The sequence below is a fragment of the Rhizobium sp. NZLR1 genome (assembly GCF_017357385.1).
GTDB lineage: Bacteria > Pseudomonadota > Alphaproteobacteria > Rhizobiales > Rhizobiaceae > Rhizobium.
This window is the reverse complement of the sequence record NZ_CP071635.1, coordinates 1-19,674: the sequence shown is the minus strand read 5'-3', so window position 1 is coordinate 19,674 and position 19,674 is coordinate 1. Positions and strand designations below refer to the sequence as shown.

The following is a 19,674-nucleotide window of genomic DNA, read 5'->3' as shown; positions in this document are numbered from 1 at the left end:
TCAGCCCATGCGCTCGGAGGCATAGCTTCCCGGGCTCGGCGGGAAGACGACGGTGCGATTTCCATTGATAAAGGTCCGATGGTGGATGTGTGCGTGGATGGCGCGGGCGAGCACCTGTGCCTCCACGTCACGACCTAGGGAGACATAGTCTTCGGCCGACTGCGCATGCGTGATGCGCACGATGTCCTGCTCGATGATCGGCCCTTCGTCTAGATCGGCAGTGACGTAATGGGCCGTCGCGCCGATGAGCTTGACGCCGCGCGTATAGGCCTGCTTGTAGGGATTGGCGCCCTTGAAGCTCGGCAGAAAGGAATGATGGATATTAATGATCCGCCCGGACATTTTCTGGCACAACTCGTCGGAGAGGATCTGCATGTAACGGGCGAGTACGATCAGCTCAGTGCCGGTGCTCTCGGCCAGCGCCATGATGCGTCCCTCCGCCTCCGGCTTGTTGGCCTTGGTCACCGGAATGTGGTGGAAGGGGATGTCGTGATTGACCACCAGCTTCTGGTAATCGAAATGGTTTGACACCACGCCAACGATGTCGATCGGCAGCGCACCGATCTTCCAGCGATACAGCAGGTCGTTGAGGCAATGGCCGAAACGCGACACCATGAGAAGCACTTTCATGCGCTCTTGCGCATCGAAAATATCCCATTCCATGCCGAATTTGTCCGCTACCGTCATGAAGCCTTCCGACAGCTCGGGCCGCAACACGCCTTCTTCGGAGATGAAGCTGACGCGCATGAAGAACTTGCCGGTGTCCCGGTCATCGAACTGCGAGCTGTCGACGATGTTGCAACCCTTGGCCGCGAGGAAGCCGGAAATCGCCGCGACAACGCCACGTGTGGTTTGGCAGGCAACCGTCAAGACATAGTTCTTCATTCTATCCCCGTATCTGTTAGGGCTCTTCAATAGATGCTCATCGGGCTTTCCCGACAAATGCTTCAGCCCGCTGAGCTCATGGAAGGCCATCGTGCCTGGTCTGCCGTCCGCGCCGGTTTATTGGGCGGAAAGACCGATAAAGCGGTCGAGTTCGGTGCGATTGGCGGCCAGTTTTGCCGCCTCTTCCTCAAAGACGATCTTGCCTTGGTCGAGCGCAATGACGCGCTCTGCAAACTTGAGTGCCAGGCCGACATGCTGTTCCACCAGAACGATCGTGTGGCCCTGATCGGCCAGCTTGTGGAAAACGTCCATCAGCATTTCGCAGATAACCGGTGCCAGCCCCTCCAGCGGCTCATCCAGCAAAATGATTTCCGGCTTTCCCAGAAGAGCACGGGCAATCGACAGCATTTGCTGTTCGCCTCCGGAAAGCTGGCGCCCGCCGTTGGAACGACGCTCCTTCAGCCGAGGAAACAGATCGTAAGCCTCTTCCAGAGTCGATCCATTCCGAAGTCCCGCAACCAGGTTCTCCTCGACCGTCAACGATCCGAAAATGTCGCGGGTCTGCGGCACGATGCCAATCCCCAGTCTCGCCCTCTGATGCGAGGCGAGCGTATCGATCGCCGCCCCCCTGAGTTTAATGCTTCCGGCGTGTTGCCGTGTCTGGCCCATGATCGTGGAGAGCAAGGTGGTTTTACCGACGCCGTTTCTCCCAACGATCGCCAGCCGCTCGCCTTTTGGAATGCGGATCGAAACATTGCGGATGATATGGGTATCGCCATAGCCGGCCACGACACCGTCCAGTTCGAGGAGAATGTCAGACATGGCCCGCTCCCAGGTAGAGTTCGCGAACCTGCTTGTTGGCGACAACCTCGTCGGGCGTTCCCTCCATCAGGATCGCGCCATTCACCAGCACGATGATACGGTCTGCGACCTCGAACACTAACTGCATGTCATGCTCGATGATGAGGACCGACAGATCCTGCGGAAGCCGCTTGATGGCCTCCACGATGAAATGGCTTTCGGTGGAGGGTACGCCTGCCGCCGGCTCGTCCAGGATAAGAACCTTCGGCTTCACCGCCAGTGTCAGTGCCAATTCCACCAGCCGCTGCTGCCCGTAAGCCAGTCCACGCACCGGCTTGTCTGCCAGCGGCTGGATATTGAGATCCTGCATCAACCGGGCGATCTCAGCCTCGATATCGCTCCACCCGTCCGCCCGACGAAAGAACTGATGCGTGCGGCCTTCCCGCTCCAGTATCGGCAGCCGCAGGTTTTCGCGAACGGTCAGGTCGCGAAACAGGTTGGTTATCTGGAAGGTTTTCGCGACGCCTGCCCTCACCCGAGCCGATTCGCTCAGGGATCCTATATCCTGACCGTTCAGCACGATCTTGCCCGATGTCGGCTTCAGGACACCGGTCAGGAGATTTGCGAAAGTCGTCTTGCCGGCACCATTTGGCCCGATCAGTGCGGTGCGCGAGCCCCGCGGCAACGTGAGAGTCAGGTCCCGGGCGACCTGCAGGCCTCCGAAATTTTTCGAAAGCCCAACAATGGAAAGCCCGTCGTTCATGACGTCCTCCTGAGCAATCGCGCCAAGCGACCTGGAAGAGCAACTAGACCCTTTGGGAGCACGAAGACCACGATGAGAAGCATGAAGCCGATCACGAAGAGCCAGTTCAAGGGATCGATGCTTGCCGCGACATGATGGACCACCATGAAGAGCAATGTCCCGACCAGCGCGCCATACAGCCGTCCGGCTCCTCCCAGGATCAGCATCACCATAACGTCGGCAGACAAGGAGAAATTGAACACTTCGATGCCAACCAGGCCTGTCACCTGGGCCGCAAGGGCGCCGGCAATTCCGGCAATAGCGCCGGCGATAACGTAGACCGTCACCTTTCGGCGATAGACCGGCGTACCGATTGCGCGCATCCGGCTGGCGCTGCCTTCAATTCCTCGAAGAGCGAGCCCAAACGGGGAGCCGATCAGAACCTGACAGAGCAGTAAAACGGCCGCAAGAATGGACACGCTGTAGATGAAGGCGACCTGTCCAACAAAATCGAATTCGTACAGCCCCAGCAGCGGTCCAACCGTGATGCCGGCCAGGCCGTCGGCGCCGCCCGTTAGCCAACGTGCCTGGGATGCGGTCTCCTGAAGAACCATGGTCACGGCTATCGAAATCATCAACAGAGTTATGCCGTGGGTGCGAAGCAGGACAAGCCCGGAAATCCACGCCATCACTGCGCCCGCCACGGCACCGACCAGGAGCCCGAGCAGCGGGTCGGGCGACAGGTGAAGCGAAATTAGTCCCGCGGCATAGGCGCCGCATCCATACATGGCCGCGTGACCAAGTGTTGCTATTCCCGCCTGCCCGAGAATGAGGTCGAATGACACGACGAAGATCATCATGATGACGATCCGGGTTAGAAACGACAGGTCGTACGGGAATATCAGAAAGGCAAGGCTCGCACCGACCACGACGGAAATGGACGGGATGAGGAAGCTCAGGGCGGTCGGCGCGCGCCTCGGCGACGTCGAAAGGACGGGGTCCATCATTGCGCTTTCCCCATCAGACCGTTGGGCCGAAGCGCGAGCAACACCACAATCGCCACGAAAAAGAAGATGGTACCAATGCCCGGCAATAGATAGCGACCAGCAGTATCGAGAATACCAAGGCTAATCGAAGCAAGGAAGGAGCCGGAAATGCTGCCAAGTCCACCCACAGACACAACAATCAGGAACAGCACCATATAACGAAGCGGATAGTAGGCCTCGATCGGAAGCAGTTCCGCACCGAGTATACCTCCTACCGCCGCGAGACCGGCGCCGGTGGCGAATGCAACGAGATAGACGAGCGGCGTGTTGATGCCGAGCGAGGCGGCCGCAATCCTGTTGTCGACAGCTGCGCGCAAGTAGATGCCGAACCTTGTTTTTTCCATCAGCAACCAGAGACCGGCCAGCACAAGCAAACCGGAAATGATAACGACCAGCCGGTGGAACGGTAGCGTCCTGAACCCGAGATCGATCGGTGTCGTGAAAATCGCCGGGGCGCCAAGCGGCAGGATCGTGGAGCCCAGGAACAGATTGACGGTTGCGATCATGATGAAGACGATTCCAATGGTCGCCAACACCTGGCCCAGCTCGTTGAAGCCATAGATGTGGCGATAGAGCAGCCGCTCGAGAAGCACGGAAACGAGGACAACCGCAAGAACGGCGACGAGGAACGCCGGAATGAACGCTACGTCCAGACGTGTGGTGAGCAGATGAACGGCTGCGCCGCCAAGCAGGGCAAACCCGCCGTGCGCGAGGTTGATAATGCGCATGAGCCCCATCGTGATCGAAAGCCCGACGGAAATCATGAACAATATCATCCCGTAGGCGACGCCATCGACGACGATACTTAGAATGAGGGACATTCTCTAACCTGAGATTTGCGAGGTCGGGCGTTGCGTGGCGGAAAACTCCCGCCGCGCTCACCGTGGATCAGGGATTGAAGCCGAGGTCCGGTACGTTCGGGACAGTCGCGAACTCCCGATTGACCAGTTTGCCGTCCGCGCCTTTTTCAACACGCCGAAGATAGACATTCTGCACCACCGTCCGTGAGACCGGATCCATCTTCACCGGCCCGCGTGGGCTTTCCCATTCCATGCCCTTGGCCGCCTCGATGGCTTTTGTGCCGTCAGACCCTGCAGCCTTGATCATCCGGTAGATCAACTCCGCGCCGTCATAGGCGCCGATTGATGCCATGTTGGCGCGCGAGCCCGGATGAAGTTCCTGCAGTTTTGCGACAAAGCTTTTGTTCAGCGCAGAATCGTGGACATCGGAGTAGTGGTATGCGGTCACCAGGCCGATAGCTTGGTCTCCAAGCGCATCAAGTGTGGTCTCGTCGGTCTCGCCACCGCCAAGGAAAGAAACGCCAGCAGCTTTCAGGCCATTTTCATTATAGGCCTTGGTGAAAGCGAACGTCGCAGGGCCCACCGGCAGGAAAGTGAAGACGGTATCGGCACCGGAACTCTTGATACGCTGCATGAATGGCGCGAAATCATTGGTCTGAAGCGGCATTCGGATCTTTTCGAGAACCGCCCCGCCGTCTTTCTCAAAAGAGGCGGAGAAGGCCGTTTCTGCATCAATGCCGGGATTGTAATCCGAAACGGCAGTCACGACTTTCTTGGAGCCATTTTTGGCCGCCCACTCGGCTGCCGGTTGAGCGAGCTGCGTCAACGTAAAACTTGTGCGGAGAAAGAAGTCCGACTGCTTGTTGATCGATGATGTCGCGGCATTGAAAATCACCGCCGGCACCTTTGCCTGCTTTGTCAGGGGAGCGACCGCAACGGCATTGGGGGTGAAGTCAAATCCAGCAAGATACTTCACGCCGTCGCGGACAAGAAGTTCCAGGGCCGCTGCCTTGCTGGCGTCGGCGTTGGGTCCGCCAACGTCCTTGTAGATGAACTGAATTTTGTGACCGCCAACCTCGTCTCCGTGCTGCGCGACATAGACATCGATCGCTTCGCGGAATTGCTTGCCCCAGATTGCGTTTGGCCCGGAGAATGTAGCGATAACGCCGACCTTGATCGTCTCGGCTTGAGCGAGCGTGCCGGTTACGAAAAACGCAGCCGATGCGACGAGATACAACGTCGATTTCGAAAATGTCATTTTTTTCCCTCCCAACCGGAAAAGCGTCCGGGCGCCTTGACGCTGAAGCGCCACTTCCTCCGCTAGTATTGGTACGGAAACCGTACTAATACGTCAAGTTTTCTCCGCATACATGGACCGCCTATCCGTGTTGTCCGAGTCGGAAATGCTCCAGTCTAGTCAGGCGTCCTGACAATCACATCGGCGCCTTAGGAAGGTCGCGTCCGGTACTCTTGCAACCAGTCCACTGTTTTGTGTAGTCCTCCAAACGGATAGAAATGCAGACGAACATCGCCATATTCGGCGTTGCTCAAGCCGGTAGCATACTCATTGACCAGAGCGTCTGGCCCCGCGCTCGACAACAACTGAGTGATCGATAGACCGTACTTCTTGAGGACGGATGTGGATGCGGAAACGCCGCAAACCGCTGCAAATTTCAATAGCGTTCTGACGCTTGCCGGGCCAGGAATACCGATGTGGATCGGGACTTCGATACCCAATCGACGCAGTTCACCTATCCAGGCAAGTACGGGTTCCGATGCGAACGCAAACTGAGTGAAAATCGACCACTCGATATTTGCTGCTTCCATGATTAGTCGCTTTTCCAGCAGCGCACTGGTGAGCATGGCAGCGTTCTGGACCGGGTGTCCTTCCGGATGCCCGGCTATCGAGACATTGCTGATCCCATGCTGTTCGAGGATACCGCTACGTAAGATCGTAGCGGTATCCAAGAACGGGCCCTTGGGAGGGTCGGCATCGCCCGCGACTAGGAGCAATCGGCTCACCTGGGCGTCATTGACAAGCGCCGACAGCATTGCCGATAGCATGGATTCCGACTCCAGACGTCTGGCGGCAATGTGAGGCAAGGGTACGTATCCCGCCTGTCGGACCATTTTGGCCGCCCTAATCCGGTCGGCATCGCTTTCCGTTGACAGAAACGGAATCGAGATGATCGTGCCTTTGGGGATCGCGCCAGACATGGCCGCCAGCTGTGCGGTATCTTTTGTCGTCACTTCCACCGAAAAGTCATCCAGTACATCGCTCTGGTCTCGGAGATGTATTGCTTGCGACATAGCCATAAAAACCCATCCCGCCTGCGAGACAGGCGAATTCTCATTGAGCAAGAAGAATGTGAACGTTGCCGAGTAGCAGACCGCAGGGTATCCGTAGCCAGGACAACACCGGTGTTCGCTCTGACGAAGATGCGCTGAGCGAATACCGGCAATAATCAGCTGATCGCAGCGCGCTTCATCTTTTGAACGGAACTTGCATAGGGAACGGGCGCCACGACCGCTCTGACCTTGAACTGCTCGTGCCGTTCGACATGCGGCTTCCGGGACCCGCCACGAGGCTCTCCCCAGGTGAGCGTCACTTCCGTCCCGGGAGTCGCGTTTTGGACGTCGAGCATGGCGAGAGACAGCATTTCGCCTTCGTTGTTGCTGTAACCGCAATGGCAGGAGTGACCGACGAGCATGCCATCCCGACCCCGCACCTCATCGAACTGGGGCCAGCCATAATAGGCGACCGGCAGGTCTATAGCCTTGTATCGTGGCCCGTCTCCGAGGCAAGACGCAAAGATTGCCGCAACGTCGTCGCGGTTCCATACCAGCGTGACCTTTTGGCGCCGCTTCTCCACGGGCAGGGCTTCCAGGGCTTCGCGCCCGATGAAGTCATGATCGAACTTGAGAATATGGCCGTAGCCGAGATCCCACGGGGTGACGTAGTAATCTTCGATATTATCCGAGACGAAGCTGCCGCCAAGTTGGGCGTTCGCTTCCCAACCGTTTCCAGATAGCCATTGGCGAAAATCGCGCAGCTCTTCCCCGGTGTAGATACCCGGCAGTGGGTAAGGCATCCAGCCAAATTCGAAGATCGTACTAAAATAGGTCTTCGTCCCGCCCTGCTTCAGCCCATGCGCCTCACCGGCTCTAAGCAGCGCGGCGCGCACCTTTTCCATGTCCTCGTACGGTCCGGAAAGCTCTGCTCCCAGATGGCCCGCCATTCCATGCCGCAGAACGAGCACTTCGCATCCGCCGATTTTAACCTTCGCGGTTCTGAAGAATGCAATCTCCGGGGCGCCGCCCTCGACCGCAGCGTTGAAGATCAGGCCGGCATTGGGACCTTCCAACTGGAAACGGTAGAACCAGCGCCTGCCGGTCGGGTTGTAAGGCGTCGGGTCGTCGCGCTCGATCGTCACGTCGTAGCCGCCTTGTTCCGCGTTAAACTGTACCCAGTTCAGGACAGGCATGCCGCTGATCAGCTCGAACTTTTCCTCGGCAAGTCTGTAGACGACGCAGTCGCCGATGACATGGCCGCGTGGCGTGCAAGCGACGAATTGCTTGGCGCGGTCGATCGTAAAATTCGCCAGGCTGTTGATGCCGAGCTTTTCAAGCAGACGAAATGCATCGGGACCTTTGAGCATCAGTTCCGGCATGTGGTGTGACTGGTCGAACAGGATCGCGGTCTCGCGCCAGGCACGCTGCTCGTCGCGCCAGTTTGTGAATTCCGGCGGAATGAACGCAGCGGTGAGCCCGGTACGCGCCCGGTAATGGGGCGCAAGCGTGTCGTTGTAAAAATACTCGACGAGGTTGGCTTTCTCGTCGACCAAATCCTGTAGTGATCGCGCGCCGTTTGCCTTTACCATTGCTCAGACATCCTCCTCTTATGTTCCGCTCTGCTGAGCGATTTGACTGTACGTCGACGGGTGGCCTATTGAGTCGACTGTTCTTTTGGTGGCGAGAACCATGTGCAGCACAGTGGGTCCCCATTTCGGCCGCAAGAGCCTCGCCTTCATAAAGCCTCCTCCAAGACGCCTTATTTAGTACGGTATCCTGACTATATTTTGTGAGAGCGGTACATGTCAACCAATTTAAATCGAGGGGCTGGAAAAATACTTGCCGCAGGCTTACTCGTATAAATTGATAGCTTCCGAGGTGGTATAAAATGATTTTACGAAACGCATGGCGCAGGAGCAACATTGGCCGCCGGATGAATGAGGCCGTCAGGATATTCGAGAACAGGATCATCGAAAATCTGAAAGCCAAAGGGCATTCCGAACTTACCGCGGCACACATTAATCTAACCCGAAACCTCGACGAGGACGGGACCAGGCTCACTGAACTCGCGCGACGCGCCTCTCTCACAAAGCAATCGATGAGTGAACTGGTCGATCAGGTGGAACGAACCGGCCTCATTGAAAAACGCCAAGATCCCGCCGACGGCAGGGCAAAGCTCGTATGCTTCACAGACAGCGGCTTCGTTTGGCTGGAGGCCTTTCATCAAAGCCTGGAGGTGGCAGAAGGTGAGATGCGTGATCAGCTCGGGCCGGCAATGGTCGATCTCATGGTGGAAGCACTCGGGAAATATGTAGAGTGTCAAATCAACAAAGAGATTGATCAAGTCGATTGACATTGGTCCGGTTTCCTTACTATTTTCGCGCCAGCGGATTTGGGAGGTTTTACCGTGACTCACGAAGTTTACGATGTCGCTATCGCGGGTGGCGGTCCATTCGGACTGATGCTGGCCAATGAGCTTGGCCGCCGAGGCGTTTCAACCGTTCTTTTTGACGAGAAATCTTCGACGGCTTTTAATCCGCAGGCCAATGCCACTCAGGCCAGGACCATGGAGCATTTTCGACGCCTGGGATTTGCGGATGAGATCCGTGCACTCGGCATGCCTGAAGATTTTCCAACCGATATCGCATATTTCACGCGATATGCTCGCCATGAATTGGCGCGCTTTCGTCTTCCCTCAGCCAAAGAGGCGCGCGAGAAGATCCTGACAATGACAGGATCCTGGAGCGCGGCCGAATTGCCCCACCGTGTCTCTCAGAAGTTTGTCGAGCGAGTTCTGCGTAAGCACGCCGAAGCTCTGTCTACGGTTTCGGTGAACTACGGGTGGCGGATATCCCGGTTCGAAGACGTTGGTGACGCCGTGACCATGACCGCAAGTCAGGTCGGCTCCGAGAGCACGCGCTCCGTAAGAGCCAAGTATCTTATTGGAGGAGACGGCGCGAAAAGCTTCATACGTCGGACACTTGGCATTCGATATCAGGGCGATGGCGGGGCAGTCAGAGATTTCTTCGGCGGGAAAATGTTTGCCCTCTATCTTCGCTGCCCGCAGTTCTATGAGGTTGTTCCCTTTGCACCCGCCTGGATGAACGTGGCGTTCAATCCTGAGCGCCGGGCGTTTATGGCCGCCGTCGACGGCAAAGGCGAGTTTGCTTTTCACACCCAACTAAAGGAAGGCGAGAGCGAAGACGATATATCCGATGCGCAAGCGCTGAAGATGTTCCAGACGGTGGTCGGGTATCCCGTTGAGGGGGAAATTCTTTCTCGCGGCACCTGGACGGCCGGGTTTGCCCTTGTCGCCGAGAAGTTTCAGGCTGGGCGGATATTTCTCGGCGGTGACGCGGTTCATCTTTTTACGCCCGCCGGTGGCTTGGGGTACAATACGGCGGTGGATGACGCGGTCAATCTAGGTTGGAAACTCGCCTCTGTTGTGAAAGGAAATGCACCGTCATTCCTTCTCGATACCTATGAACTGGAGCGACGCCCGGTGGCCGTGCGAAACACCGGTTTCGCTCGGGCGTTCGCCGAATCCATCGGAAACTACGTCCCGAAACCCGACATCGAGGCGGACTCGGATCTCGGATCGGATTTGCGACGGGAAGCCGGCGCCTATCTGGAGGCACATGGGCGGTCCGAGTTCAACATACCCGGCGTGACGTTCGGCGCTCGCTACGACCATTCACCGATAGTCCTCGCCGAAGGGGAAGGACAAGCTCCGGACCTGCCGGAAGTCTACGTTCCAAATGCCGCGCCCGGGGGCAGAGCGCCCCATGTTTGGTTGAACTGTCAAACGTCATTGTTCGACCGATTTGGGTTTGAATGGACCCTCCTGCGGCTTCGCCCCTCCTCCTCGCCAGGAACCGAGTTCGTTACAGCCGCTAGAATGGCCGGAATGGATCTTACCGTCGTCGATATAAAAGAGGATCAACTCCGGGCAATTTATCGCGAGCCGCTTGTGCTCATTCGGCCAGACCAGGTCATCGCTTGGCGCGGAGATGGCGATGGCGACGCCGTTCAAATCATCGAGACTGTCCTGGGCCATATCCCAGCAAAGCGATGAAGAGGCGTAACCGCGGTGGTGATTGCAGTCCACCGACCTTAGTTTCTTTGGGTACTGGTTGAGGTGATCAGTCGATGCGCCATGCCTGCTCTTGAAAGGATCTGAACCGGCGACGCCTTATTAGATCAGTTAGGTCGACCTTCACGCCCTTTGTTTCCCATTGCTTCATTCCGAGCATCTCGATCCCGCTCTCGACGTGTCGCTGATCGTCGACGCCGGCATCGGCCGGCCGTCGCACGCAACTGCGGTCATGGAGCTCGGTTTCGATGCGGTTCTGCTCGACACCGCCGTTGCCGGCGCCGGAGATCCCGCGGCGATGGCAGCCGCCTTTGCCGCGGCAATCGCCGCCGGCAAGCAGGCCTTTGACGCTGGCGTGCTGGAGCCACGCGACATGGCCGTCCCCTCCACGCCGGTGATCGGAAAGGCGGTGTTCACATGAAGCTTGATCCGTTCTACCTGATCGTCGACGGCGCCGAGTGGATTGCCCGGCTGGTACCGCTTGGCGTCAAGCTGGTGCAGCTGCGCATCAAGGATCGTCGGGAGACTGAACTATCGCAGACCTCCAAATAACCTCGCCATGGAGTGCCTCCATCGTGTGAACGGTGAGACCGTATGTTTGATGCACAGAGCGTGGGGCCGGTGATGTCAGAAAAAGTCGCCTGACATCCGCTGTCTGCGCGGAACCGGACAATAGATGCTGCATCCACAATAGCTGCCGACGACGCTAGAAGGGCAACCTCGCGTTCTCCTTGACTTCCTTCATCACGAAGAAGGTGCGCGTCTGGCGCACGCCTGGGAGGGCGATCAGCTTCTGGCCGTGGAGCTTGTTGAAATCGGCCATGTCGCGGACGCGGATTTTCAGGAGATAATCGAAATCTCCGGCGACCAAATTGCAGTCCAGTACTTCCTTCAGCTCCATGACCGCGCCCTCAAAGGCACCAAAGCTCTCAGGCGTGGAGCGATCCAGTACCACGCCAACCATGACCATCGCGCCGAGGCCTACGGCGCCCGGCGCGACTTCCGCCCGCACGCCGGTAATGTAGCCCTCCTCGAAGAGGCGTTGAGTTCGCCTGTGGCAAGTTGCAGCACTGACATTCACGCGCTCGGCGAGATCGGCATTGCTGAGCCGGCCCTCCGATTGCAGGGCGCGCAAAATCTTGAGGTCTATCCTATCGAAATCCTCTGTGGAAGACTCTTTCATTTTACCTCGTATTATTGAAGAAGTGGATTCTACCACCGAAAAATTACGCCGATAAAGAAAGCTTTTAAAGCAAAATTAGAGAGCACCTTTCAAACGATATCTACTAGCCTTCGACCACAAATTCGGCACGGAGGCCCTGATCGATGTCACTGTTGGAAAAGTTCGAACGCTACCCGCTCACCTTCGGCCCAACGCCGATCGAGCACCTGCCGCGGCTGACTGCGGCGCTGGGCGGCAAGGTCGACATCTATGCCAAGCGCGACGACTGCAATTCCGGCCTCGCCATGGGCGGCAATAAGCTCAGGAAGCTCGAATATATCGTGCCCGACGCGATCGCCTCCGGCGCGGATACGCTGGTGTCGATCGGTGGGGTCCAGTCGAATCATACCCGCATGGTGGCTGCGACTGCGGCGAAGATCGGCATGAAATGTGTCGTCATCCAGGAGAAATGGGTACCGCACTACGATGCGGTCTATGACCGTGTCGGCAATATCCTGATGACGAAACTGATGGGCGCCGACAGCCGGCTGGTCGAGGATGGGTTCGACATCGGCATCCGCAAGAGCTGGGAGGATGCGATTCAGTCGGTAGAGGATGCGGGCGGCAAGCCCTACGCGATCCCGGCTGGCGCTTCGGTACACAAGTTCGGAGGCCTCGGCTATGTCGGCTTCGCCGAGGAAGTCGCGGCACAGGAAAAGGACCTCGGCTTCATCTTCGACTATATCATCGTCTGCGTTGTCACCGGTTCAACCCAGGGCGGAATGATCGTCGGCTTTGCCGCACTAGACAGGGCCGACCGGGTGATTGGCATCGATGCCTCGGGCACCCTCCAGCAGACGCGGGATCAGGTGCGGAAGATCGTCGATGCGACCTCGGAACTCGTGAACCTTGGTCGGTCGGTGCGTGAAGACGAGATCGTCATCAACCCTGACTACGCCTATCCCGCCTATGGAGTGCCCTCGGAGGAGACCAACGAGGCGATCCGGCTCGCGGCGCGCACCGAGGCGATGATTACCGACCCAGTCTATGAGGGAAAGTCGATGCAGGGGATGATCGATCTCGCACGCAAGGGCTTCTTCCCCGAGGGCTCGAAGGTGCTGTACGCCCATCTCGGCGGCGCCCCGGCGCTCAACGGCTATAGCTATTACTACAAGGACGGGTGATTGGCACCGTCAGGTTAACCGGCCCGGGTATCGCGTTAAACATAGCTGAATGGCAAGCCGAGCCGATTATGATCACGCCTCCGCAGTTCGATCTCCAGTCGATCCGACGGTGAAAACGAATAGTGTCGGATGAGGCTGTCTTCTCGACTGTTATAACGAAAAACTTCCGTGGATCCGCGCACGTTTCCCCAGGGATGAGATAACCCCAGCGCGGACCAAAAAGCTACCCGCATAAGCGGAAAGCGAACAGCAAACGATCAGGATAACCATGACATCTCACCTCGCAAGACAGAAGCATGCTGAGGAAAGACTAGGCGCAGCCCTTCAACAAATGAACGACGCCATCCGCGACGTACACAAATCCGGTATTGATGTCGATATCAGCACCCTCACCATGCACACGCCGCGTGGCCCGATGGTTCAAGTCGACCTAAAGGCGTTCCGCGCATGTGGAGCCCCGCCAGTGTTGCGGTTGGTGGAAGAATAAATGCGGTGACATCGGGCATTTGTCACCGTGCCGCAATATCACGTGCCTGGGCTCCCACCAACAACACTGTTGCATGGATCAGACTTTGGACAAGGCAACCCTATCCACTGCATTTTTCATGCAACGCGCTCGAACTTGGGCCGGCCAAGTTCTGTCATCCTGTTAAGAACACGGACGCCAATCTTCGCTTCAGTCTTCTGATTGTCAAAATTTCGGGCTTTGAGTTTGGGCCCGATCACAGCCTTCCGTCGACCCATCTGGGTCTCAGCGCGACCGCGCTTGTTGTAGCCGGTGGATTTCTGCCATGCCATCCGCCCTTTGGTCTGGATTTCTGCAATATGGCGATCGCGGACAGATGGAACCAGCACCGATTGAGGGCTGGCAACGGCAGTCTTGGGAGGTGGGATAATGACCTCCACGATCTCACCAAAGCGTGTCGCCAGAAGATCTCGGGTTGGCGTTCCATCATAGGCGCCGTCGGCAATGAACTTCTCGACGGGGCCACCGATCTGGTCCAGAAGTCCTAGTAACGCTGTCGGATCGCCGACATCATCCGCGGTCAGATCGGAACAAACAATCTCACCACTGACAAGATTGAGACCAAGGTGCAGTTTGCGCCATCTTTTGCGTTTGGCCTTGGTTTTGTGCTTGTTTTCCAGCCACTCGCCCTCGCCGAAGACCTTCAAGCCGCTGCTGTCGACAACCAGATGGACCGGACCTGATGTTGCGGGTCGGGACTTTGTCGACGGCAACGCCAGCCCTTTGCTCCGGCGAGACAGGGTGGAGAAGTCAGGCACGGCAATATCGAACCCCATCAGCGCCGCGACACTGCGCATCAAGCCTTGGGTCTGGCGTAGCGCCAGCCCGTAGACGACGCGCAGGGTCAAGCACAACGTAATCGCCAGATCCGAGTATTTCGGCTGACCACCCCGCGATGTCCGCCTCCGCGCCGTCCATAAAGACAGGGCCTCATCCTTCACCCAGATGGTCAAATCACCACGTTGACGCAGGCTTTCAATATATGCCGGCCAATTCGTCACTTGATATTTCTGCTTGGCAATCTTGTCCCGCCGATCGGCATCGAACGTGTGCGGCATCGTCGAAATCCGGATCAGGAGACTGAAAACAACCGCTCAATATCAGTCGCCGGGTGATCCACGCAACAACGCCACGAGGAAGGGGGCTGGCCGAAGACGAACAGGCCGGCATCTGCGATCCACGCTGATGCCGGCCGAGATGGGCGGAACTTGGCAGGGGAAAAAGCTATCCGTGGATATAGGCAGCGGACAACGGTCCGAGCTCCGCCGAGATCTGTCGCCACCTCGCCGGCTGCGCGCCGGTGCGGGAAATCATCGCTTCGATCAAGCCGGTCGATACCGCATGCTTCAGTTTGGGGTCACCGCTTCGCATGCCGAGCTCGATCAGCTCGAATACCCTCTGGCGGTCTTCAAGCGATGAAAAACGCTCGGCGATCAGCCATCCCATATCCGAATAGAGGGCGTGCATGGCGGAGAGATCGATCGGCTGGCCGGTTGTCGATCCTGCTTCCAGGGCCGGCGCCCCAGGTATGTTCTGCGTCAGTTCGGATGTGATTGTGCTGGTATCCATCGATGTCGTTCCTTGTCCTGCTGAAATCGTTTGGCGCGGCCGTTGGCCGTCAGTCCGGACGAAAGGCAGAAGCGTTGTCACTGGTGATCCAGGTTGGCCCTTCGCCACGTCCGCTGACGAGCCACGCCAGGCTGACCCCGAGCGCTTCGGCAATCATCACGAGGCGGTCGGGGAAGGGAGCGTCACGATCGTTTTCCCAGTCGATCCAGGTGCCTGCCGCGATGCCGATTGCGAGGGCGGCGGCTTCGACCGACAGGCCGTTCGCGTCGCGCGCCAGCGATATCCGGCCGCCGATGGTGTCGTCAGTCGTGTAGAACGTGTCCGGGCTGTCGATATACAACTGTCGCTCCTGCTCGATCTTGCGAAGATGCTCACCAGCACGATGGTGCTGGGGAGCATGATGTCGGAGATCAGCCTTCCTCGCCGATCCAGCTCTTCACCTGGTCGGGGTGGTCGGCAATGTACTTGTCGACTGCTTGATCATAGGAGCTCTGCTGCGCGGTAAACATCGCCGCTTCCAGATCGGGAATCGGCAGCTTCATGCGCGACAGGAAGTCGGCAACCTTGGGAAATTCCGACTTGAAGTCCTTGCGCGCCAGAATGTCGACGTGCTCGGCTTCACCCAACGATTTTTTCGGGTCGTCGAGGTAGCGCAGCTGGTGCTTGCCGAACATCCAGTGCGGGCTCCAGGCGGTGGCCACGAACCACTTTTCGCCGCGCACGGCGCGATCGACGGTGGTCAGCATGCCGGCTTCGCTGGAGATCTGCAGCTTGTAGCTGCCCAGCCCGTAATCCTTCTCGGCCTTCTCCGACAGGCGCGTTAGGCCGGCGCCGGGGTCGATGCCCTGGATGGTACCGGAGAGCTTCTTCTGGACGTCTTCCTTCTTGAGATCCTCGATCGAGCCGATCTGGTCTGCGGGAATGTAGTCCGGGACGACCCAGCCGAGCTTGGCGCCGTCATAGACGGTGCCGAGCGTCTCGACCTTCTCCTTGACCTTGGCATAATAGTCCGCATGGGTCTGCGGCAGCCAGGCCATCATCATCGCATCGAGATCGCCGCGGCCGACACCCTGGTAGAGCGGCGCCACGTCTGCCTGCACAAGCTCGACCTTCTGGTTGAGCTTGGTCTCGATCAGCCTGGCAGCGAGCTTAGTGACGAATTCGGCGTCGGACCATGCGGCCCAGCCGATCTTCACCGGCTTGGCATCCGCAGCCATGGTCGCTGTGACGGTGCCAACGAGAAGGGCGGCGGCGAGGCCGAGGGTTGCGAGTGTTTTGAACATATGTGCTCCTTTTGTGAAGGTTCGCATTAGACGGGTCGTTGCCCGCATTGGTCTGACGCGGGGGTCAGGCGGTAGCGGTCGCCAGTTCCTCGCGCTCGGTCTTGCGGAACAGTCCCAGCCAGAAGGCGGCGCGGGGTTTTCCGAGGCTCTGGGTGATCCGGTCGAGAATGACGGCCAGGATGACAACGGCGATACCGCCTTCGAAGCCGGTGCCGACATCGAGACGCTGGATGCCCGTCAGTACCGTGTTGCCGATGCCACCGGCACCGATCATCGAGGCGATCACCACCATCGACAGCGACAACATGATCGTCTGGTTGATGCCGGCCATAATCGAGGGCAGGGCATTCGGCAACTGCACCTTGAAGAGCAACTGCGTAGCGGTGCAGCCGAAGGCATTGCCGGCCTCGATGAATTCGCCATCCACCTGGCGGATGCCGAGATTGGTGAGGCGGGCCACCGGTGGCATCGAGAAGATCACCGTGGCGATCGCGCCGGGTACGGCACCGAGGCCGAAGAACATCGCGGCCGGGATCAGGTAGACGAAGGCCGGCATAGTCTGCATCAGGTCCAGAACAGGGCGCACGAAGGCGGCGACGGAATCCTTGCGCGCCATGGAGATGCCGAGCGGCAGGCCGACCAGCATGGCGATCAGCGTCGAGGCGATCACCAGCGATAGTGTCTCCATCATCGGGCCCCAGAGGGCGATGTGATTGACGAGCAGCAGGCCGAGCGCGGTGAACACCGCAAAGCCGATGCCGACACGCCAGAGCGACAGGATCACGAAGATCGCGATGCCGACAGGCATGGGGATAGCCAGCAGGGCATTCTGGATGCCATCCGTGACGAAGCCGATGGTCGCGGCGATGGCGTCCAGCAGCGGTGAGAAATTGTCGAGGACGTAATTGACGGCAGCGTCGATGCCGTTTCCGATATCGAAGTTCATAGTATATCCGATGTGTTTGGGGTCAGCTGGCGCGATCGAGCGTTTCGAGCAGCGCCGACTTGCTGATGGAGCCGATATAGCGGTTGCGATCGCAGACGACGGGTACCGGCCATGGGCTAGCGGCGACCTTGCCGAGCACGTTCGACAAAGGCTCGGAAGCCGGAATGGCCTGGATCTCGGTCAGGAAAGCGCCGCGATAGGGGTCGGCTGCCTTGGCCCGCATCTTCTCGATCAGCGAAGTTTGGCTGATCATGCCGTGATAGGTCTTGTCGCGGCCGAGGATGATCGCGTATTCACGATCGTAGTTCTTCATTCGCTCGAGCGCTGCGGCAGCGGACACGCCTTCGCGCTCGATGATCGTCACCTGCGACTTGCGGGCAACATCGCCGGCCTTGAAGACATGGGCGACATCGACATTGCGGAAGAACGAGCGAACATAGTCGTTGGCCGGCTGGGTGACGATTTCGTCGGGCGTGCCGACCTGCACGACATTGCCGTTCTGCATGATGCAGATCCGGTCGCCGATGCGCATCGCCTCGTCGAGATCGTGGCTGACGAAAACGATGGTGCGGCTGTGTTCCGACTGCAGGCGAACCAGTTCGTCCTGCATTTCCGTGCGGATCAGCGGGTCGAGGGCCGAGAAGGCTTCGTCCATCAGCAGGATCGTCGGCTCGCTGGCCAGTGCGCGGGCAAGGCCGACGCGCTGCTTCATGCCACCGGAGAGCTGGTCCGGGCGGCTGTCGGCATAGCCATCGAGGCCGACGGCCTTCAGCGCCGCCAGTGCCTTCTGCTTGCGGCCGGCCTCGCCGACACCGGCGACTTCGAGACCGAAGGCGGCGTTGTTGAGGACCGTGCGGTTCGGCAGCAGTGCAACGGATTGGAAGACCATGCTGATGTCGCGGCGGCGAAGCGCGATCAGCTCGCTGCGCGACATGCCGGTGATGTCGCGGCCATCGATCTCGATCGATCCGGAACTCGGTTCGATCAGTCGGTTGAGAAGGCGCAGCAGCGTTGATTTGCCGGAGCCCGACAGGCCCATGATCACGAATATCTCGCCGGCACGAATATCGAAACTGGCGTCGTTGACGCCGATCGAGCAGCCCGTTGCTGCATGAATTTCAGACTTGGTCTTTCCGGCCCGCAGTAGTGCGAAGGCTTTTTTCGGATGCTCGCCGAAGACTTTGTAGATGTTCTTGAGGCTGATCTTGGTCGTTGCCGATTGTGTCGGCGCGTCTTTTTCAGTTGCAGAATTCATATAATTTGGGCGCCGAGCTCAAGAGGCTAGGCATTCTCCTTTTTTAGCCGACGCTTGTCGAGACGACAGTATTTGCTGTGCATTTCCAAGTGTCGGTTGTGTTTTCAATGTAGAAAAGCGTTATAGATTTAATCACGTATCTGGCCATCCAAGTATGGCTCTGCCATAATGGCAATCCTCGACAGTAACGTCTGCGTTCGGCGCTTCATGTTCCATTCGAAACCAGCGCTTCTGCGGAGGCGTTGAACGCTATGTAGGTGGATATACGCTCGATGTCCATAAAAAAATGAAATTTATTGCCAGCGGGTCATCGTAATGGCGCAAAAATAGGCTGTTTTGGGCTTCTGCGACCCTGGCGTTGTGCGCGGCTTCGGGTGAATCCGACGCTTGCGGAACTTCGGGGCTCCGAAGTCGTCGAGCTCCTGCGCACAGTGCGATAGCTCATGCTCCATGAGGGCGCGGGCCTGAGCGTCGCTTGCAGACATCCAGAAGTTGGCATCGATCGTGATTATGAAATCGGGGACCGACCCGAACACAGCGACGACGCCTTCAAGCGCAACCTAGTCCGTCAGGGCCCTGGCCAGATCTGCAGCGCGAACTGGTCGGGCACGGGCGCGACGCCGAAGGACCTCGTAGTAAGGTTTCACAACGATATAGAAGGTGAAGCTTCCTTCACCTTCTCCATTTCCCTGCGCTCGCCTTTTGCTGTCTTTCGTTATCTTGGAGCATTGATGCGATCCAACCCCAATGCCTTCAGGCTCCAGACGGAGGAGGCCCTTCGGCGGGCGACCGACACATCGATTATCAAAGTCACTCGGGGACGATCGCACAACTGCTTTGCCGCCACAGTCTACCGTGGCTCGGCTTATTGCGTCCCAGAGAGGGGCGCCGAAAACACCAAACAAGTCTTTTCGATCCTCGCCCAGCTTGTTGCGCTCAGCGTTACCCCGGGGACGCTGCCGGTTACAAGTGACGTGCGCCTGATCCAGTAAGTGGTATGTTTAGGTGCGCCTTTCGCGATGCTTTGTGACAAGTCGCAACAGTCGGAATACTCGCATAGGCCAGCGGAGCAGCGACCATATTGACTACC

Annotated in this window: 20 protein-coding genes and 3 pseudogenes; 6 read left to right on the top strand and 17 right to left on the bottom strand. The window is 58.2% G+C overall.

What is annotated here, in order from left to right; translation table 11 throughout:
* The 8 genes from purU to J3O30_RS29020 form a co-directional block, all read right to left on the bottom strand.
* Positions 1–885, bottom strand: coding sequence for a formyltetrahydrofolate deformylase (gene purU, locus J3O30_RS29055; RefSeq protein ID WP_184501952.1), 885 nt, complete (start codon positions 883–885; stop codon positions 1–3).
* A 117-nt stretch (positions 886–1,002) separates the two neighbouring features.
* On the bottom strand, positions 1,003–1,707 hold the full coding sequence (locus J3O30_RS29050) for an ABC transporter ATP-binding protein (RefSeq protein WP_028756325.1): 705 nt from the start codon (positions 1,705–1,707) through the stop codon (positions 1,003–1,005).
* Entirely contained in the window at positions 1,700–2,449 is a 750-nt protein-coding gene (locus J3O30_RS29045; protein WP_077988013.1) for an ABC transporter ATP-binding protein, read from the bottom strand. The genes J3O30_RS29050 and J3O30_RS29045 overlap by 8 nt, the downstream gene beginning before the upstream one ends.
* On the bottom strand, positions 2,446–3,432 hold the full coding sequence (locus tag J3O30_RS29040) for a branched-chain amino acid ABC transporter permease (protein ID WP_246762892.1): 987 nt from the start codon (positions 3,430–3,432) through the stop codon (positions 2,446–2,448). Before J3O30_RS29040 ends, J3O30_RS29045 begins: the two co-directional genes overlap by 4 nt.
* Entirely contained in the window at positions 3,432–4,295 is an 864-nt protein-coding gene (locus J3O30_RS29035; RefSeq protein ID WP_018484502.1) for a branched-chain amino acid ABC transporter permease, read from the bottom strand. Before J3O30_RS29035 ends, J3O30_RS29040 begins: the two co-directional genes overlap by 1 nt.
* 67 nt (positions 4,296–4,362) lie before the next feature.
* Entirely contained in the window at positions 4,363–5,532 is a 1,170-nt protein-coding gene (locus J3O30_RS29030) for an ABC transporter substrate-binding protein (RefSeq protein WP_077988015.1), read from the bottom strand.
* Positions 5,533–5,720: 188 nt separating this feature from the next.
* Positions 5,721–6,590, bottom strand: coding sequence for a methylenetetrahydrofolate reductase (locus J3O30_RS29025; RefSeq protein ID WP_184501953.1), 870 nt, complete (start codon positions 6,588–6,590; stop codon positions 5,721–5,723).
* A 149-nt stretch (positions 6,591–6,739) separates the two neighbouring features.
* Positions 6,740–8,155, bottom strand: coding sequence for an aminomethyltransferase family protein (locus tag J3O30_RS29020; RefSeq protein ID WP_018516648.1), 1,416 nt, complete (start codon positions 8,153–8,155; stop codon positions 6,740–6,742).
* A 344-nt stretch (positions 8,156–8,499) separates the two neighbouring features.
* Here J3O30_RS29020 and J3O30_RS29015 point away from each other — a divergent pair, with 344 nt between their 5' ends.
* From J3O30_RS29015 to J3O30_RS33675, 4 genes and pseudogenes are all read left to right on the top strand, one after another.
* Positions 8,500–8,919 (top strand): MarR family transcriptional regulator, encoded by a 420-nt coding sequence (locus J3O30_RS29015; protein WP_077988017.1) that lies wholly within the window; start codon positions 8,500–8,502, stop codon positions 8,917–8,919.
* 54 nt (positions 8,920–8,973) lie between these two features.
* Complete coding sequence (locus J3O30_RS29010) at positions 8,974–10,641, top strand: FAD-dependent oxidoreductase (protein ID WP_207585690.1); 1,668 nt, start codon at positions 8,974–8,976, stop codon at positions 10,639–10,641.
* Between the two features lie 193 nt (positions 10,642–10,834).
* Positions 10,835–11,080, top strand: a pseudogene (locus J3O30_RS29005) (hypothetical protein); the annotation flags it as partial.
* Positions 11,077–11,211 carry a hypothetical protein gene (locus tag J3O30_RS33675; RefSeq protein ID WP_259671673.1) on the top strand — a complete coding sequence of 45 codons (135 nt, stop codon included), beginning with the start codon at positions 11,077–11,079 and terminating at the stop codon, positions 11,209–11,211. The pseudogene J3O30_RS29005 and the gene J3O30_RS33675, both read left to right, overlap by 4 nt.
* Positions 11,212–11,365: 154 nt before the next feature.
* Here J3O30_RS33675 and J3O30_RS29000 read toward each other — a convergent pair whose 3' ends face one another.
* Positions 11,366–11,842 carry an Lrp/AsnC ligand binding domain-containing protein gene (locus tag J3O30_RS29000; RefSeq protein WP_018481129.1) on the bottom strand — a complete coding sequence of 159 codons (477 nt, stop codon included), beginning with the start codon at positions 11,840–11,842 and terminating at the stop codon, positions 11,366–11,368.
* A gap of 143 nt (positions 11,843–11,985) precedes the next feature.
* On the opposite strand from J3O30_RS29000, the gene J3O30_RS28995 reads away from it, so the two are divergent.
* Positions 11,986–13,005, top strand: coding sequence for a 1-aminocyclopropane-1-carboxylate deaminase (locus J3O30_RS28995; RefSeq protein ID WP_018481130.1), 1,020 nt, complete (start codon positions 11,986–11,988; stop codon positions 13,003–13,005).
* 15 nt (positions 13,006–13,020) lie between these two features.
* Here the strand turns inward: J3O30_RS28995 and J3O30_RS28990 are convergent.
* The 8 genes and pseudogenes from J3O30_RS28990 to J3O30_RS33435 all read right to left on the bottom strand — a co-directional run.
* Positions 13,021–13,187 (bottom strand): annotated as a pseudogene (locus J3O30_RS28990) (DUF4158 domain-containing protein); the annotation flags it as partial.
* 421 nt (positions 13,188–13,608) lie between these two features.
* Positions 13,609–14,589 carry an IS5 family transposase gene (locus J3O30_RS28985; protein ID WP_018516653.1) on the bottom strand — a complete coding sequence of 327 codons (981 nt, stop codon included), beginning with the start codon at positions 14,587–14,589 and terminating at the stop codon, positions 13,609–13,611.
* A 166-nt stretch (positions 14,590–14,755) separates the two neighbouring features.
* Positions 14,756–15,100 (bottom strand): hypothetical protein, encoded by a 345-nt coding sequence (locus tag J3O30_RS28980; RefSeq protein WP_011654143.1) that lies wholly within the window; start codon positions 15,098–15,100, stop codon positions 14,756–14,758.
* 49 nt (positions 15,101–15,149) lie between these two features.
* A complete protein-coding gene (locus J3O30_RS28975; RefSeq protein WP_011654142.1) occupies positions 15,150–15,440 on the bottom strand; it encodes a helix-turn-helix domain-containing protein in 291 nt (96 codons plus the stop codon).
* Between the two features lie 70 nt (positions 15,441–15,510).
* Entirely contained in the window at positions 15,511–16,383 is an 873-nt protein-coding gene (locus tag J3O30_RS28970; protein ID WP_018481131.1) for a glycine betaine ABC transporter substrate-binding protein, read from the bottom strand.
* A gap of 136 nt (positions 16,384–16,519) precedes the next feature.
* Positions 16,520–17,329, bottom strand: a pseudogene (locus J3O30_RS28965) (proline/glycine betaine ABC transporter permease); the annotation flags it as partial.
* A gap of 22 nt (positions 17,330–17,351) precedes the next feature.
* The gene (gene proV, locus J3O30_RS28960; protein WP_027513131.1) at positions 17,352–18,584 is read right to left on the bottom strand and encodes a glycine betaine/L-proline ABC transporter ATP-binding protein ProV; all 1,233 of its coding nucleotides are present in this window, start codon (positions 18,582–18,584) and stop codon (positions 17,352–17,354) included.
* Positions 18,585–18,877: 293 nt separating this feature from the next.
* Positions 18,878–19,069, bottom strand: a complete 192-nt coding sequence (locus J3O30_RS33435) for a putative metallopeptidase (RefSeq protein ID WP_245275163.1) — start codon at positions 19,067–19,069, stop codon at positions 18,878–18,880.
* On the opposite strand from J3O30_RS33435, the gene J3O30_RS28955 reads away from it, so the two are divergent.
* Positions 19,028–19,576 (top strand): hypothetical protein, encoded by a 549-nt coding sequence (locus J3O30_RS28955; protein ID WP_207585689.1) that lies wholly within the window; start codon positions 19,028–19,030, stop codon positions 19,574–19,576. The two genes, J3O30_RS33435 and J3O30_RS28955, sit on opposite strands and share 42 nt — an antisense overlap.
* The last annotated feature ends 98 nt before the right edge of the window (positions 19,577–19,674 follow it).